Raw genomic sequence first — 15,752 nt, 5'->3', positions numbered from 1 at the left:
AAAGTGAACATGGCCACCATAGACTACTATTTTGCGACAATTTCGCCCTTCACCTATCTGGCCGGAACCCGGTTGGAAGAGGTGGCCGCGAAACATGGCGCGACAATTAACTACAAACCACTGGATATCATGGCCCTGTTTGGCCGGACCGGAGGCACCCCACCCAAGGACCGGCATATTTCGCGCACCGAATACCGAGCACAGGAATTGCAGCGTCAGGCCAAAAATCTGGGGATGGAATTCAACATTCAACCCGCACATTGGCCGACGAACATGGCGCCATCGTCCTATGCCGTGATCGCGGCGGCCAAGGATGGCTCAGGCGATGTGGGCAAGCTGGTCCATTCCTTCCTGCGCGCCTGCTGGGCCGAGGAAAAGGACATCGCGCAGGATGACGTGATCCGCGATTGCCTGTCGGCAGCCGGGTTCGACCCGAACCTCGCGGATAGCGGGTTGCTGGACGGTGCCGAAACCTATGCCGCCAATCTGGAACAGGCCGTGGACAGCGGTGCCTTTGGCGCGCCGTTCTATATTACCGAGGATGGACAACGGTTCTGGGGTCAGGATCGGCTCGAAGATCTGGACCGCCACCTGTCCGAGATGAAAGGGTGAAGGACGGGGTGGCCTCTTCCTCCATCTATGTCCGCAATCTAGGGAAAGGCGAGCGCAGTGTGCTCGCCTTGCATTGCACGATTGCGCATTCAGGGGCGTGGGCTGGTCTTGCGTCTTGTATCGGCACACAGGCTACATTCGTTGCACCCGATATGCTGTCACATGGCATGAGCCCTGATTGGGACGGGCAGTCAGATTTCTTCGACCTGACTACGGCGCTGTCTGCTGCTCAACTAACCCAGCCGATGGATCTGATCGGGCATTCCTTTGGCGCAATGATTGCCCTACGGCTTGCTGTAGAACACCCAAATCTGGTGCGCAGTGTTGTCTTGATCGAGCCCGTGTTTTTCGCCGTTGCCGCCCAGGACGCACCTGATTTGTTGGCTCAGCATGACATGGCAGCCCAGCCATATGTGGAGGCGTTGAAAGCCGGAGACATGCCGTTGGCAGCCCGTCTGTTCAACCGTATGTGGAGCACAGATGACAGCCCGCGTTGGCCGGACATGCCCGAGAAAACGCGCGCGGCGATGATCCGGGGGATCCGGGTTGTTCCAGATGTGGAGCAGTCTCTGTTCCAGGACACAAAAGGCCTCCTGAAACCAGAAGCGCTGCTCGGGGCCAAAGCACCTGTATTGCTCATGGCGGGCGGCAACTCTCATCCGGTCATGCCTGCGATTGCCCGGGGATTGCAAAGACGCCTGCCCAATGCGTCCAAGGTTACTGTAGAAAGCGCAGGCCACATGCTGCCGATCTCGCACCCCAGAGAAACCGCTGCGCAGATCACATCATTTTGGCAAAGCCTACAGTCTTCTTCTGTTTGAAAATACCTCGGGGGTTTGGGGGCAGAGCCCCCAACCAGCTTCAGATCAAACCCAAAAACCGGTCGATCTCTTCGGACGGCAGTGACCAGTCACACACCAGCCGACAGGCCAGCGGCTCTGCATCATCCGCACCTTCCAATTCGGCCCCCCACAGATGATAGACCGCTCCGGCCTCGTGCAGCTGTTTGTGCTGGGCGCGCGAGAATTCTGCGAAGATCATGTTCGCCTGCGGTTCATGCAAGAATGAGGCCCCCTTGGCCCGCAGCCCATCCGCCAGACGTGCGCAGTTGTCATTGGCCTGCCGCGCCATCCTCAACCACAGATCATCCTGCAGATACGCGGCCATCTGAGCCGACAAATAACGGTGTTTCGAAAACAGATGCGCGCCGCGCTTGCGGCGCAGCTCGAATTCCCAGGCTTTGGCCTCATCGAAAAAGACCACCGCCTCGGCCCCCATCAGCCCGTTCTTTGTGCCGCCAAAGCTGACCGCATCAACCCCCGACTTCCACGTCATCTCGGCGGGGGAACAGTTCAGCGCGACCAGCGCATTGGTGAACCGCGCACCGTCCAGATGCACCGGCAGGCCGTATTCCTTGGCAACACCGCACAGCGCCTGCAACTCTTCCAGCGAATAAACCGAACCTCGCTCGGTCACCTGCGTGATCGAGACTGGCCCGCGTTGCGGCCCATGCACACCGCGAGTTTCTTCGGCCAGAATGGTTCTGCGCAATGCGTCTGCCGTCATCTTGTCACCACCGGGCACCAGCGTCAGCTTGGCGCCGCTGTAGAATTCCGGGGCGTTGCACTCGTCCTCATGAATATGCGCAACGGGGGAACAAAACACGGTGTCCCACGGGTTCGCCAGCGTCGACAGAGCCAAAGAATTCGCTGCCGTCCCGGTCGCAACCAGATAGACAGCTGCCCCCGGCGCTTCAAAGATACCACGGATACGGTCGCGCACCTCGTTCATCAGCGTGTCGGCCCCGTAGGCCATCTGATAGCCCTCATTCGCGGCGCTCAACGCGGCCATCACTTGCGGGTGAACCGGCCCGGAATTGTCAGAAGCGAAATACATCAGTTGGGCTCCTCGATGATATAGTCTTCCCACTCTTCCATGGGGGTTTCGAACTCGGACACCGTGCGCCCCTGAACCGAGACCCCGGCGGCGTGTACGCTGTCGGGCGTACCAGATATCAAAGGGTGCCAGTCGTAAAGGGGTTTGCCCTCCCACAGCAGCCGATAGGCGCAGGTCTGGGGCAGCCAATAGGCGTGTTCATCGATATTATCGGGCGTCATCACGATGCATTCCGGCACGAATTGGTGGCGGATGTCGTATTGGGTGCAACGGCAGGTCTCATCGTCAAGCAGCCGGCAGGCGACGCAGGTCAGGGCAACCTCGCCAGTGTCTTCGTCTTCCAGCTTGTTCAGACAGCACTTACCGCAGCCGTCGCACAGCGCCTCCCACTCGCGCTGGTTCATCTTGGTCAACGGTTTGCGTTCCCAGAAGCGGGCGGACAGGCCGTTGCGGTCAATCGGGTCGGTGGTCATAGCGCCGCCAGTAGCGCACGGGCCTTTTCGCAATCGGCATCCATCTGGGTGATCAGCCCGTCCAACCCGTCAAACGTCATCTCGGGGCGCAGGTAATCGACCAGACCAACCGAGAGCGTCGCGCCATAAAGATCACCCGAGAAATCGAACAGGAACGTCTCGATATTGGGGACTTCGCCGTTAAACATGGGGCGCGTGCCCACCGAGGCCGCGCCGTGATAGCTGCCTTGATGCGGGCCATCCAGCACATCAACCAGCACCGCATAGACGCCGAATTTCGGCGGGTGCAGTCCCTCGATCGACATATTCGCGGTGGGATAGCCCAACTCGCGCCCGCGCTGTTCGCCGCCAATCACCTCGCCCTCGATCCGGTGCCAGTGGCCCAGCATCGCGGCGGCATCCCGGGGGCGACCTTCCGACAGCGCAGTACGGATCGCGGTCGAAGACACGACGTTTTCCGACCGCTCCATCAAGGGGGCGATGGTGGCACCGAAACCCATCTGGGCCCCAAACCGCACCAGATCATCGGCGGTGCCGCTGCGGCCTTTGCCAAAACAGAAGTCGGCCCCGACCACCACATGCGACAGCCCCAGCCCGTCACAGATCACATTGCGTGCGAATTCTTCGGGCGTCAGCCCGGCCAGCGCCGCGTTAAAGGGTAATTCATAGAGCTTCTGAACTCCCAGCTTCTGCAAACGGTGCGCACGGGCATTGCCGCGCATCAGGCGAAAAGGGGGGCTGTCGGGTGCAAAATACTCCCGCGGATGTGGCTCGAACGACATCACACCCAGTGGCGCGTCTGGCGCGGCGTTGCGGGCCAGTTCGATCACAGAGCGGTGGCCGATATGCACGCCGTCAAAATTACCGATGGCGACACTGGCACCACGGTCCTGCGGCTCAACAAACTGGAAATCCCGGATAATGCGCATAGCGCCTGCCTAGCGGGACTGCGAGGCAGGTTCAAGGGTCTGAGACGTCAGTCGAACTTGCGCGATGGCGCCAGCACCATAGCCTCGCCCATCAACACCTTTTTGCCGTCTACCGCACAGTGGCAATCCAGCTTGACCCGGCGCTTGGCAAAGTCGATGTCGATCACCTTTACCTCGGCATAGACCATGTCACCGGGGCGGACCGGGGCCAGGAATTTCAGCGACTGCCCCATATAAACTGTGCCGTGGCCCGGCAGTTGTTCCCCTATCACAGCCGAGATCAGCCCCGCCGTCAGCATCCCGTGGGCAATGCGCCCCTCAAAGATCGTGTCGCGGGCATAATCGTCATCAAGATGCACCGGGTTGCGGTCGGTTGAGACCTGCGCGAACATTTCGATATCTTCGTCCGTCACCACTTTGCGCAGGTGGCGGGTCATGCCCATTTCGATGTCTTCAATACAGATCGTGCCGCGCGGAAGATTGTCCAACATGTCACCCTCACTCGATTTCAATGGGCAACAAAAAAACCAAAGTCACCCAAGTTGGGTAACTTTATTACTTCGCAGCTGCAGAAAATCAAGTCTTTTCTGACTAGCGCAAGCGGCCGATTGTGAAGGTGGGGTTGATGTTTTCCCTTGCGATATAATCAGTTAGGGATTCGTGATGCGGATGGTGCGACGTTTTAGTTTCCGCCGCCGCCAAGCCGCCCGAGATGAACAGAGAATCAATCCCCTCACCCATACCGCCCAGAATGTCGGTATGCGGTCCGTCGCCGATCACCAGAATATCGCCGTCAGGGATATCATGACCCAACTCCTGCAGTCGCCGACGTGCCAGATCATAGATCGGCGGATGCGGCTTGCCGAAGTAAAGGCTCTCGCCCCCCATCTCGGTGTAAAGCTTGGCCAGAGCGCCCGCGCACCATTCCCGAACCTCGCCCCGGTCGACCACGATATCTGGATTGGCGCAGAGAAGTTTCATGCCCTTCTGCTTAGCGTAAAGTAAATCCGCGCGGTTGACGTCAGGGTCGGCCATCGGATCGAATGGTCCACAGCAGACAATCCCTTCGGCCTGATCCAGTGGCACACGCTCGATCTGAATTGGGTGGTGCAAAATCTTCAGCGGCTCGAAAAAGCCAGCATCGCGCGCCCATTCTCCCATGAAGTAAACTTTTTCGCCTACAGCGCCTCGAAACATAGCTGAGCGCGCCGAGTCTCCGCTTGTGGCGATCGTATCATAGGCGTCGTTGGGAACGTTGAATTGTTTCAGTTGCTCGGCCACCCCCGCGCGGGGCTTGGGCGAGTTGGTGACCAGAACAACAATGCCCCCTTTGGCGCGATAACCTTGAAGCGCTGCCACGGCTTCGGGATAGGCGGTTATGCCGTTATGCACACAGCCCCAGAGGTCGACAAACAGCGCTTTGTAGCGATCGGAGATTTCATCAAGTTTGTGAATAATCTGAGTCATTGAGCTGCCCCCGGGGCTCTGGAGTCGAAGTTGTGCCAGCTATGTCAAAGCTTCGGTCTTTTGACCATCCCAGCTGCAACTTTTCTGATTGAATAGCCGTATACGTTCAGTTGTCTTCACTGATTTCCTCGACATCCGGTGCCAGTTGAACGTTTTCAGTACCTAGAATGATCTGGGCGCCGATCCTGTTCTGAAAGCGAACGACAACCAGATAACCCGGCCCCAACTCGTTGCGCAGTACGTCGACCAGGGGTTTCTCGCGCAGGCTTTCCGGCAGGAGGCCTGCGATTGAAGACACCTTGAACGCGGCTTCAATTGGCAGGTCAACGATCAGCCAGATATCGGCTTGCTTGCGTTGAGCGTTGACGTCGACGCGAACAATCTCGACCGAGACTGGATCAGCCCAATCGCGAATTGTCTGTGCCAATTGCGCTTCGGTCCGGGTTTCCAGATAGCGGTTATATGTCGACTTGCCCAATTGAATGACAACGAAGGTCAAGAACGCCAAGGTCACAACGACGCTGGCAGTAAAGTTCAGCTTGCGACGCCCCTTGCTGAAAACCACCGAACGAGCAGCGTACACGATGTAAACCGCGCAAGCCGATAGGATGATCGCCCCAAGGTTTGTTGCGAACAGCAAGCCGGCCTCATAAGCTTCAGCCGCTTCTTCAAAATACATCAATACCCCCGAGGCGGATAACGGGGGCACCAAAGACACGCCGATCGCAGCACCTGGCAGCAGGCTAACTTCCGATCGATTTATCTGCACATACGCTCCGGCGACGCCAGCCGCCAAGGCAACGATCAGATCTTCAGTCCCGGGATCGGTACGCGCCAGAACCTGATCAGGGATTAGAATTCCGCGGGGAACATCGGCGATATAGACAAGAAACCAGGCCAGAAAGACGCAGATAACTGCCGCCCCGCTTACAATCAAGGCAAGCTTGAACGCACGTCCCAGCCACCCCATGACCATCGAGGCAGCTATGCCCAGTATCGGTGTCATCAACGGTGCGACCAACATTGCGGCAATCACCACTGCGCCTGAATCGCGAAGCATCCCCATGGTCGCGATCACAACCGACAGTGTCAAAAGCATCGCAAATCTGCGCCAATACGCCGCTCGGTCATGCCCTTCGAACCGAAGGATGTCCCTGGTGGTGCTGAATTTTCGTTTACTCATTCCTGCGACCAAGACCCAAGCAAGACTATCCGCACCAGACTATCAACGGATACGCTCTATGCAAAATCTTGTGTCTTAACGAAAAAAGGCGCCCCGATACAGGCGCCTTTTGTTTGTGGTGCAACGAAGATCACACTTTGAGGTTGGGGATGATCTGCTTTTTCCGGCTCATGATTCCGGGCAGAACCACGGCGTCACCGTCGACTGACGCACCAAAGCTCTTCTCGGCCACGCCTTTCACAAGGTCATTGGGCACAAGCAGGGTGGCTTCTTCGTTGAGGATGTCGACGACAAACAGCAATACCTGATCAACGCCGTCTTCCTTGGCAACATCCACCATCGACGCTGCCAGGCTGTCTTTGCGGTCCAGAACGACGCCCGGAGCGGTGGTTTCCAGAACTGAAACGCGGAATTTGGTGCCGTCGACTTCGTATTCCTTGCTGTCCATGCGGATTAGTTCGGCGTCCGAGAACGAGGATACGTCCGACTTAGCGGCAAACATGTCAGCCGCATAGGCCGAAACGTCCAGACCCAGTTCAGCCGCCAGTTTTTCAGCCACTGCACGGTCATGGGCGGTGGTGGTGGGCGAGCGGAATTCCAGCGTGTCCGACAGGATGCAGGTCAACGCCGCGCCTTTGACGGCGTCAGGCATTTTGGCAGCGTCGTCGCCCATCAGGTCAACCATGATCGTCGCGGTGCAGGCCAGTGGGCGCACGGTGATGTCGATTGGGCCTTTGGTTTCCAGTCCGCCGACCAGCTTGTGGTGGTCGATGATGGCGCGGATGTCTGCGCTGTTGACGTTGGCGGGCAGTTCGGCGGGGTTGTTGGTGTCAACGATTACAACTGGTACGTCCGCGTCCACGTCGGCGATAATACGCGGCTTGGGCAGGTCCCAGCGCTGCAGCATAAAGGCGGCCTCGGTGTTGGGTTCACCCAGCAGTACGGGTTCAGCCTGTTCACCTTTGACTTCGTTCAGATACCACGACCACAGGATCGGGGAGCCGGTGGAATCGGTGTCGGGGGATTTATGTCCAAATACGAGGGTTGTCATGTCAGCGTCCTGAGGATGGTAAATTTGCGCGCCTTATAGGGTGGTCAGGCGCGCTTGTCACCCGGTCTCGGTTACACTGCGACGATAGGTAAAACCGGCTTAGAACGGCCCGCGCTCCAGAGTGTAGCCAGCCTGTTCCAACAGGTTCAGAAGGCCATGTTCTCCACCAAGGTGTCCAGCGCCGACCGCGATCACGGCAGTCTGGTCCTGAATGTCCAGAATATGCGCCATCCAGTTATTGTTGCGCCCGATCAGAAGCTGTTCTTCGAACCCGTCCCATTCCTCGTCGAAAATCTCTTCCGTCAGGCCCGAGGTCTCAAGCCCCTGCAACCGCGCGAATTGTAGGATTTCGCCGTGTTTCTCTTCGAGATAGGCGTTCAGCATCGTGGCCAGCTGGTCTTCGCTGCTTTCGAAGGCGTCTGCCATTCGGACGAGGGATTGCACCTGCTGCTCCATCGGGAATTCGTTGAACATCGCCATCAATTCCGCCGTTGTCTCAAGCGAGAACTGAGGGATGTCGTATTCGGCCGCCAAATCGGTCAGACGGGCATCCATTCCGTAACTGGCGTTCGGTTCGTGCACCATGCAGGGCGGCACGCCCAAAGTCATGCTGAGAAACCAGGGGCGCATTTTGGCCCCCATCCAGCTTGGGATGCCGCGATCGGCTAGACCTTGTGACAGGGTCTCCCACTGCTCGGCGGGGATCATGTCAATCAGCGTCGGGCCCGAGGTGATCAGAACCGGGCTCAGATCTTTAGCCAAACCTTGCTGAAAGGCGTCCATCTCGGCCTTGGTCACTTCGAAAAAAAACGAATCCGCCTGGCTGAGCGTTGGCTCTAGCCGCTCGACCACCGCGTCCATGCGGGCGTCATTGGTGTGAACGGTGCCAATCAGATGCAGGGTTGCACCGTCCTTGGTGGCGATCCAGTGATTGCCTTCGGGGTAGGGGAAATCAACGAGCGCCTGTTGAATCTGATCCTGCATTTCAGCCGATAATTCCGGGCGCAGGTCGCGCCCCTCGCAGGCCGCATAAGCGCTCAGCGGTAGAAATAGACAAATGAAGACGAACAGAAAACGCATTGGAGCCACCCTTCAAACCTCGGACTTTTTTATATGTGCTGCGACCTTGCATTGCGCAAGGCATGGGATCAAGCGGTGCAAAGCGCCGCCGGTCCGATCTGTGTCTGGCATTCCACAGCAAATCCCCTAGCATGGCCGTATGGAGCGTGAGCAGGATCTTTACCCCCCCATCAAAGCGTTGTTGGAGCGTCAAGGTTACACCGTCAAGGGTGAGGTAGGTGCTGCCGATATAGTCGCCGTGCGCGCTGGGGAAGATCCGGTGATTGTCGAGTTGAAGTTGCGGTTCTCGCTGGCCTTGTTTCATCAGGCGATCGCGCGGCTGAAGGTGACGGATCAGGTTTATATCGGGGTGCTCAAACCCAAAGGTCGCAGCGCTCGGCGGGCTCTGAAGGACAATCTGGCCTTGTGCCGACGTCTGGGGCTGGGTTTGATTACCGTACGCGCTGATGGCGCGGTTGAAGTGCAATGCGATCCGGGACTCTATGCTCCCCGTATGAGCAAGACGCGAAAGGGGCGGCTGCTGCGCGAGTTTGACCGCTTGGAGGGCGACCCCAATGCGGGCGGGGCCACGCGTCATGGGATTGTTACTGCCTATCGACAGGATGCGCTGAAATGTGCGGCGCATTTGGCCGAGTGTGGGGCGACAAAGGGATCTGACGTAGCCAAGGCGACGGGCGTGACCGAGGCGACAAGGCTGATGCGTACCAATCACTACGGGTGGTTCGACAAAGTTGAAAAGGGCGTTTATGCCTTGTCAGACGCAGGGCGGGACGGTCTGAAACACTGGGCCTACAGTTGGGATCACCCCGAATAGGGGCGGAGGTCCAAAAAATCCTTCACAGCTTGTTGACTCGGGGAATTGCACCCCCTAGCTATGCGTCGTTATCACTCGACAAGCATGAGTGCTAACGCCCCGCCATCCGGCGAGGGGAGGATTAACAACTTTGAGCCCAAGGAGCTGCAAAGATGGCATTGAAACCGCTTCATGACCGCGTGCTGGTTCGCCGTACCGAAAGCGAAGAAAAAACCGCAGGCGGCCTGATCATTCCTGACAGCGCAAAAGAAAAGCCCAGCGAAGGCGAAGTCGTCGCAACCGGCGAAGGCGCACGCAAGGACAGCGGCGAGCTGATCGCAATGGCTGTGAAAGCTGGCGACAAGATCCTGTTCGGCAAATGGTCGGGCACCGAGGTTCAGGTCGACGGCGAAGAGCTGCTGATGATGAAAGAAAGCGACATCATGGGGATCATCGAGTAAGCCGCGCGCTTCACTCTGATCTTCATTTACAACTTATTTCTCAAGGAGAAACGACATGGCTGCAAAGGACGTCAAGTTCGACACCGATGCCCGTAACCGCATGCTGGCAGGCGTAAACATCCTGGCCGATGCTGTTAAAGTGACCCTGGGCCCCAAAGGCCGTAACGTGGTTCTGGACAAATCCTTCGGCGCACCGCGCATCACCAAAGACGGTGTTTCGGTTGCCAAGGAAATCGAACTGGAAGACAAGTTCGAAAATATGGGCGCGCAGATGGTGAAAGAAGTCGCCAGCCGCACCAATGACGAAGCCGGTGACGGCACCACCACTGCAACTGTTCTGGCTCAAGCAATCGTTCGCGAAGGTCTGAAGCAGGTTGCTGCTGGCCTGAACCCGATGGACTTGAAGCGCGGCATCGACCTGGCAACTGCCAAGGTTGTCGAAGGCATCAAGTCGGCCTCGCGTGAAGTCAAAGACTCGGCAGAAGTTGCTCAGGTTGGCACCATCTCGGCCAACGGCGAAGCCGAAATCGGCCAGCAGATCGCAGACGCGATGCAGAAAGTTGGCAACGAAGGCGTTATCACCGTCGAAGAAAACAAAGGTCTGGAAACCGAGACCGATGTTGTCGAAGGTATGCAGTTCGACCGCGGCTACCTGTCGCCTTACTTCGTCACCAACGCAGACAAGATGATCGCAGAGCTCGACGACTGCATGATCCTACTGCACGAAAAGAAACTGTCCTCGCTGCAGCCGATGGTTCCGCTGCTGGAGCAGGTTATCCAATCGCAGAAGCCGCTGCTGATCATTGCCGAAGACGTTGAAGGCGAAGCGCTGGCAACTCTGGTTGTCAACAAACTGCGCGGCGGCCTGAAAATTGCTGCTGTCAAAGCACCGGGTTTCGGCGATCGCCGCAAAGCCATGCTGCAGGACATCGCGATCCTGACCGGCGGTCAGGTCATCAGCGAAGATCTGGGCATGAAGCTCGAGTCCGTCACCATGGACATGCTGGGCACCGCCAAGAAGATCGAAATCACCAAAGACGAAACCACCATCGTCGACGGTGCAGGCGAGAAAGCCGAGATCGAAGCACGTGTTGCTCAGATCCGCACTCAGATCGAAGAAACCTCGTCGGACTACGACCGTGAGAAGCTGCAAGAGCGCGTTGCCAAACTGGCAGGCGGTGTTGCTGTTATCCGCGTCGGCGGCATGACCGAAGTTGAAGTGAAAGAGCGTAAGGACCGTGTGGACGATGCTCTGAACGCGACCCGCGCTGCTGTGCAGGAAGGCGTTGTCGTGGGCGGCGGTGTTGCTCTGGTTCAGGCCGGTAAAGCACTGGAAGCTCTGGAAGGTGCAAACGCTGACCAGAACGCAGGAATCAACATCGTTCGTAAGGCAATCGAAGCGCCGCTACGCCAGATCGCTGAAAACGCAGGCGTTGACGGTGCAGTTGTTGCTGGCAAAGTCCGCGAAAGCGGCGACGCAGCGTTCGGCTTCAACGCGCAGACCGAAGAATATGGCGACATGTTCTCGTTCGGCGTGATTGACCCGGCCAAAGTTGTCCGTACTGCACTGGAAGATGCAGCATCGGTTGCTGGCCTGCTGGTCACTACCGAAGCAATGGTTGCCGACAAGCCCCAGAAAGACGCACCCGCTGCTGGCGGCATGCCCGACATGGGCGGCATGGGCGGCATGATGTAAGCTGCTTAAGCTAAGCACTTAGGAACGGGGTCGCCTTCGGGCGGCCCCGTTTCGTTTGGAATGCCCGCTGCGCGGACATGCCTCCGGCGGAGGTATTTTTGAACAGAAGAAGGGCGGACACGGTTTGTCGCCGGGAATGTGAGTGTGCAAATGCGTCCGAACACGCTATGCGGTGGAAATGCGACTGTTTTTGCTGACTGCCCTGACTATGTGTGCCTTTGCGGCGAATTCGATCCTCAACCGTTTGGCCATTGAGAGCGGCGCGAGCGACCCTGCCGGGTTTGCCATCGTGCGTGTGTTGGCCGGGGCAGTGGTGTTGGCTGGGCTTGTTTTTTTGCGGGGCGGGGCGCTGCCTTTGCGCAATGTCCGACGCATTGCAGGGGCGGGGTCTTTGTCGCTGTATATGATTGGGTTTTCGCTGGCCTATCTGACTTTAGATGCCGGGCTGGGCGCTTTGATCCTGTTCGGTGTCGTTCAGATCACCATGTTCGCGGTGACATCCGTCACGGGGTCGGCGCCTAGCGCACGGCAGATCGCAGGAGCTGGTATCGCTTTGGCTGGTCTGGCATGGGTTCTGTGGCCGAGCGGAGAGATTCAGGTGAACCCGGTGGGAGCGGCATTGATGATTGCGGCAGGGGTCGGATGGGCAATCTATTCGCTGGTTGGCCGGTCCGAACCAGATGCGCTGGCCGGAACAGCCGCCAATTTCGTCGTTGCTCTGCCTATCACAGGGCTAGCGTTGTTGCTGGTTGGAGGAGAGTGGAACATGACAGCCACCGGGTATGTACTGGCCGCTTTGTCTGGCGGTGTGACATCTGGGATGGGCTATGCCCTGTGGTATAGGGTTCTGCCGCAGCTGGCCCCGACGACCGCCGCCGTTGTGCAGTTGAGCGTGCCGATCATTGCCATTGTGGGGGGCGTTGCCTTGTTGGGTGAAACCGCCAGCCTACGTCTGATCCTTGGTGCCGCGCTGGTTCTGGGTGGCATTGCGTTGGCTGTTCTGCGCCTGTCGCGGCGCTAGGGGTTTCATCGCGCCCGCTTTGCCCTTATCTGGCCGCTATGAGATATGTGTTGGCCATTATTCTGTTTTTGTTGCCCGCCGCGGCCCATGCGAAATGTGTGGTGTTGCTGCACGGGCTTGCCCGGACCGAGGCGTCCTTTACGGTGATGGAGCAACTCTTTCAGGCGCATGGCTACACTGTTGTGCGGCCCGGATATCCCTCGACCGATCTGCCGATTGCCGAATTGGCGGCTCAGACCCTGCCAGATGCCTTTGCGGCTTGTGGTGACGATACCGTCAACGTGGTGGCGCATTCCATGGGGGGTATCCTGTTGCGTTTCTGGTTGCAGGACAACATACCCGAAAACCTGGGCCGCGTGGTCATGCTTGGCCCGCCCAATCAGGGTAGCCAACTGGTGGATGAGTTAAGCGCCTACGAGGTCTTTGGTATCCTGAACGGCCCTGCCGGGCTGGCGTTGGGCACAGGTCCCGAGGGTATCCCGCGCAAGTTGCCGCCGGTGGACTTCGAACTTGGGGTGATCGCCGGTGAAAATTCGCTGAACCCGCTGTTTTCATCGCTGATCGAGGGCAAAGATGACGGTAAGGTCTCGGTCGAGACGACCAAGGTCGAGGGCATGAAGGACCATATCGTTCTGCCCGTGACCCATACTTTTATGATGAACAATCCTCGCGTGATGGCGCAAGCACTGCATTTCATCGAATTCGGCCAGTTTGACCCTCAGATTACATGGCTGGATGGCGTGCAAGCCATCATAGATGAGATCTGCCTCGGTTGGGATTGCTCAGAACCAGAATCGGAACCCTCGGAATGAGCGATCTGGCCCTGACGTTCACCGGCGCCGAGGTTCTGTTGCCAGGGGACGGTCTGGCCTTAGCTAATTTGTCGCTTGCAAAAGGAGTCATTCAACCCGATCGCGCTGGCCGCGCCGTTGACCTAAACGGATTTCTCGTTTTACCCGGCATTATCGACCTGCACGGGGATGGGTTCGAACGTCACATCGCGCCGCGCCGTGGGGCGATGAAACAGATGGATGAGGGTATTCTGGCGGTCGAGGCCGAACTGGCGGCCAATGGCATTACCACCGCCGTGCTGGCGCAGTTTTACAGTTGGGAGGGCGGCGTGCGCGGTCCCGAATTTGCAGGGCAGGTCTTTGATGCAATTGCGTCCGTCAGAGACAGCGTTGTGACCGATCTGTTGCCCCAGCTACGGTTCGAGACGCATATGCTGGACGACTATGTTGATTTGCCGGAGCGAATTGCGGCGTGGCAGGTGCCCTATGTCGTGTTCAACGACCATCTGCCGCATGATCGCCTTGCCGAAGGGCGCAAACCACCGCGTCTGACCGGGCAGGCGTTGAAGGCTGGGCGTAACCCTGAAATGCATTTCGAAATGCTGCTGTCCATGCACGCGCGGGGATCAGAGGTTCCAATGGCATTGGATAGCTTGTGCACGGTGTTGGAAAAGCAAAACGTGCGCATGGGCAGCCATGACGATGCCACTGCCCAAACCCGCGCAGATTGGCGCGCGCGTGGGGCGAAGATATCGGAATTCCCCGAAACGCTCGAAGCTGCCGAAACCGCTCGCGCCGCAGGGGACCATATCATTCTCGGCTCGCCCAATGTGGTGCGCGGGGGCTCGCATAAAGGCAATGTCAGCGCGTTGGACCTGATCACGATGGGGCTCTGTGATGCGTTGGCCTCTGACTATCATTACCCAAGCCCCCGCCGCGCCGCACTGATGCTGGCTAAGTCAGGTTTGTTGGATTTTGCCGAGGCTTGGGCGCTTGTGTCCTCGGGCCCTGCGCGCGTTCTGGGTCTGAATGACCGAGGTACGCTCGCCCCCGGAAAACGCGCGGATCTGACCATTTTGGACAAACAAACCCACCGCGTTGCCGCGACCATGGCAGAGGGGCGCTTCAGCTATATGGCCGGGGATATCGCGGCCCGGTTCCTTGTTTGATCCGCAAACTTCATCTGGCTAAAAATATCCCCGCCGGAGGCATCGCGCACCAGCGCGATTTCCTAGCGCAAAATGCGGTTGAAATGCCCCATCTTGCGGCCTGCCTTGACCTCGGCCTTACCGTAAAGATGCAAGGCTACATCGCGCTCTCTCGCCAAATCAGGCACCCGATCCATGTCATCGCCGATCAGGTTCTCCATCACCACATCACTATGGCGCTGACCGTCGCCCAAGGGCCACCCGGCGACCGCGCGGATATGCTGTTCGAACTGATCCACAGCACAACCGTTCTGCGTCCAGTGGCCCGAGTTATGCACCCGCGGCGCAATCTCATTCACGATCAATCCGCGCGCGGTCACGAACAGCTCGACCCCCATGACGCCCACATAGTCCAGCGCGTTCAGGATATTGGCTGCCAACAGCACCGCATCGGTGCGCTGCGCCGGAGGCAGTCGGGCCGGGACAGTCGTAGTATGCAAGATACCATCGCGGTGGACATTCTCGCCGGGATCGAAACAGGCGACCTGACCATCCAGCCCGCGTGCGGCGATGATCGAGACTTCGTGGCTAAACTCTACAAACCCTTCAAGGATCGCTGGTGCACCCTCCATATCGGCCAGAGCAGCCTCGGCATCTTCGGGCGCGCGCAACCGGGCTTGCCCCTTGCCATCATAACCAAAGCGGCGGGTTTTCAGGATCGCGGGCGTGCCGATTTCCTCAATCGCGGATTTCAGGCTGCCCAGATCGGTGATATCGGCAAAAGGCGCGGTTTGTAGGCCCAGCCCTTGCAGAAAGTTCTTCTCGGTCAGCCGATCCTGACTGACTCGCAACGCCTCGCGGCCCGGGCGAATGGGGCGGTGTGCCTCCAGCAGGTCCAGAGCCTCGGTCGGGATGTTCTCGAACTCATAGGTGATAATATCGACCGACTCGGCAAAGGCGCGCAGGGCGTCGGCATCGTCATAGGCGGCTGTGGTCACGCGGTCTGCGACCTGACCAGCGGGCGGGTTCGCGCCAGGCTCGAATATATGCGTCACAAAGCCCAGTCGCGCTGCGGCAACGGACAGCATCCGGCCCAGTTGTCCACCGCCAAGGATGCCAATCGTGGCTCCGGGTGCAAGCATGTCCGTCAT

17 protein-coding genes are annotated in these 15,752 nt (G+C 58.5%); 8 read left to right on the top strand and 9 right to left on the bottom strand.

Translation table 11 applies throughout. The features are described from left to right. Positions 1-9: 9 nt before the first annotated feature. Both ACR0L1_RS03235 and ACR0L1_RS03230 read left to right on the top strand, forming a co-directional pair. Positions 10-612, top strand: a complete 603-nt coding sequence (locus ACR0L1_RS03235) for a DsbA family protein (RefSeq protein WP_480503307.1) — start codon at positions 10-12, stop codon at positions 610-612. Positions 613-620: 8 nt separating this feature from the next. Next, complete coding sequence (locus ACR0L1_RS03230; RefSeq protein WP_331252225.1) at positions 621-1,433, top strand: alpha/beta fold hydrolase; 813 nt, start codon at positions 621-623, stop codon at positions 1,431-1,433. A 40-nt stretch (positions 1,434-1,473) separates the two neighbouring features. Here ACR0L1_RS03230 and ACR0L1_RS03225 read toward each other — a convergent pair whose 3' ends face one another. From ACR0L1_RS03225 to ACR0L1_RS03190, 8 genes are all read right to left on the bottom strand, one after another. Further along, positions 1,474-2,508, bottom strand: a complete 1,035-nt coding sequence (locus tag ACR0L1_RS03225; RefSeq protein ID WP_480857101.1) for a threonine aldolase family protein — start codon at positions 2,506-2,508, stop codon at positions 1,474-1,476. Beyond that, positions 2,508-2,981, bottom strand: coding sequence for a YcgN family cysteine cluster protein (locus ACR0L1_RS03220; RefSeq protein WP_170783791.1), 474 nt, complete (start codon positions 2,979-2,981; stop codon positions 2,508-2,510). The genes ACR0L1_RS03225 and ACR0L1_RS03220 overlap by 1 nt, the downstream gene beginning before the upstream one ends. Continuing rightward, positions 2,978-3,910 (bottom strand): bifunctional riboflavin kinase/FAD synthetase, encoded by a 933-nt coding sequence (locus ACR0L1_RS03215; protein WP_480857099.1) that lies wholly within the window; start codon positions 3,908-3,910, stop codon positions 2,978-2,980. The genes ACR0L1_RS03220 and ACR0L1_RS03215 overlap by 4 nt, the downstream gene beginning before the upstream one ends. A 47-nt stretch (positions 3,911-3,957) precedes the next feature. Then, a complete protein-coding gene (locus tag ACR0L1_RS03210) occupies positions 3,958-4,401 on the bottom strand; it encodes a MaoC family dehydratase (RefSeq protein WP_170352332.1) in 444 nt (147 codons plus the stop codon). Positions 4,402-4,501: 100 nt separating this feature from the next. Further along, positions 4,502-5,377, bottom strand: a complete 876-nt coding sequence (locus ACR0L1_RS03205) for a TIGR01459 family HAD-type hydrolase (protein WP_480857098.1) — start codon at positions 5,375-5,377, stop codon at positions 4,502-4,504. 106 nt (positions 5,378-5,483) lie between these two features. Then, positions 5,484-6,560 (bottom strand): DUF389 domain-containing protein, encoded by a 1,077-nt coding sequence (locus tag ACR0L1_RS03200; protein WP_170788167.1) that lies wholly within the window; start codon positions 6,558-6,560, stop codon positions 5,484-5,486. A gap of 130 nt (positions 6,561-6,690) precedes the next feature. Continuing rightward, a complete protein-coding gene (locus tag ACR0L1_RS03195) occupies positions 6,691-7,611 on the bottom strand; it encodes a manganese-dependent inorganic pyrophosphatase (RefSeq protein WP_170788168.1) in 921 nt (306 codons plus the stop codon). A gap of 99 nt (positions 7,612-7,710) precedes the next feature. Further along, complete coding sequence (locus ACR0L1_RS03190; RefSeq protein WP_480503302.1) at positions 7,711-8,691, bottom strand: TraB/GumN family protein; 981 nt, start codon at positions 8,689-8,691, stop codon at positions 7,711-7,713. A 139-nt stretch (positions 8,692-8,830) separates the two neighbouring features. Here ACR0L1_RS03190 and ACR0L1_RS03185 point away from each other — a divergent pair, with 139 nt between their 5' ends. The 6 genes from ACR0L1_RS03185 (at position 8,831) to ACR0L1_RS03160 (ending at position 14,622) form a co-directional block, all read left to right on the top strand. Continuing rightward, complete coding sequence (locus ACR0L1_RS03185) at positions 8,831-9,505, top strand: DUF2161 domain-containing phosphodiesterase (protein ID WP_480857096.1); 675 nt, start codon at positions 8,831-8,833, stop codon at positions 9,503-9,505. A 152-nt stretch (positions 9,506-9,657) separates the two neighbouring features. Beyond that, positions 9,658-9,945: a co-chaperone GroES gene (groES, locus tag ACR0L1_RS03180; RefSeq protein ID WP_170352338.1), complete on the top strand. Its 288-nt coding sequence runs from the start codon at positions 9,658-9,660 to the stop codon at positions 9,943-9,945. A gap of 55 nt (positions 9,946-10,000) precedes the next feature. Further along, positions 10,001-11,641 (top strand): chaperonin GroEL, encoded by a 1,641-nt coding sequence (gene groL, locus ACR0L1_RS03175; RefSeq protein ID WP_170440794.1) that lies wholly within the window; start codon positions 10,001-10,003, stop codon positions 11,639-11,641. Between the two features lie 178 nt (positions 11,642-11,819). Continuing rightward, positions 11,820-12,662, top strand: coding sequence for a DMT family transporter (locus tag ACR0L1_RS03170; protein WP_480503299.1), 843 nt, complete (start codon positions 11,820-11,822; stop codon positions 12,660-12,662). 38 nt (positions 12,663-12,700) lie between these two features. Further along, positions 12,701-13,474, top strand: coding sequence for an alpha/beta fold hydrolase (locus tag ACR0L1_RS03165; protein WP_480857093.1), 774 nt, complete (start codon positions 12,701-12,703; stop codon positions 13,472-13,474). Then, complete coding sequence (locus tag ACR0L1_RS03160; protein ID WP_170769027.1) at positions 13,471-14,622, top strand: alpha-D-ribose 1-methylphosphonate 5-triphosphate diphosphatase; 1,152 nt, start codon at positions 13,471-13,473, stop codon at positions 14,620-14,622. Before ACR0L1_RS03165 ends, ACR0L1_RS03160 begins: the two co-directional genes overlap by 4 nt. A 62-nt stretch (positions 14,623-14,684) precedes the next feature. Here the strand turns inward: ACR0L1_RS03160 and ACR0L1_RS03155 are convergent, their stop codons facing one another. Further along, positions 14,685-15,752: a 5-(carboxyamino)imidazole ribonucleotide synthase gene (locus tag ACR0L1_RS03155; RefSeq protein ID WP_480857091.1), complete on the bottom strand. Its 1,068-nt coding sequence runs from the start codon at positions 15,750-15,752 to the stop codon at positions 14,685-14,687.

It is taken from the genome of Ruegeria sp. J8, from assembly GCF_056531925.1.
This window is presented reverse-complemented; position numbering and strand designations above follow the sequence as displayed.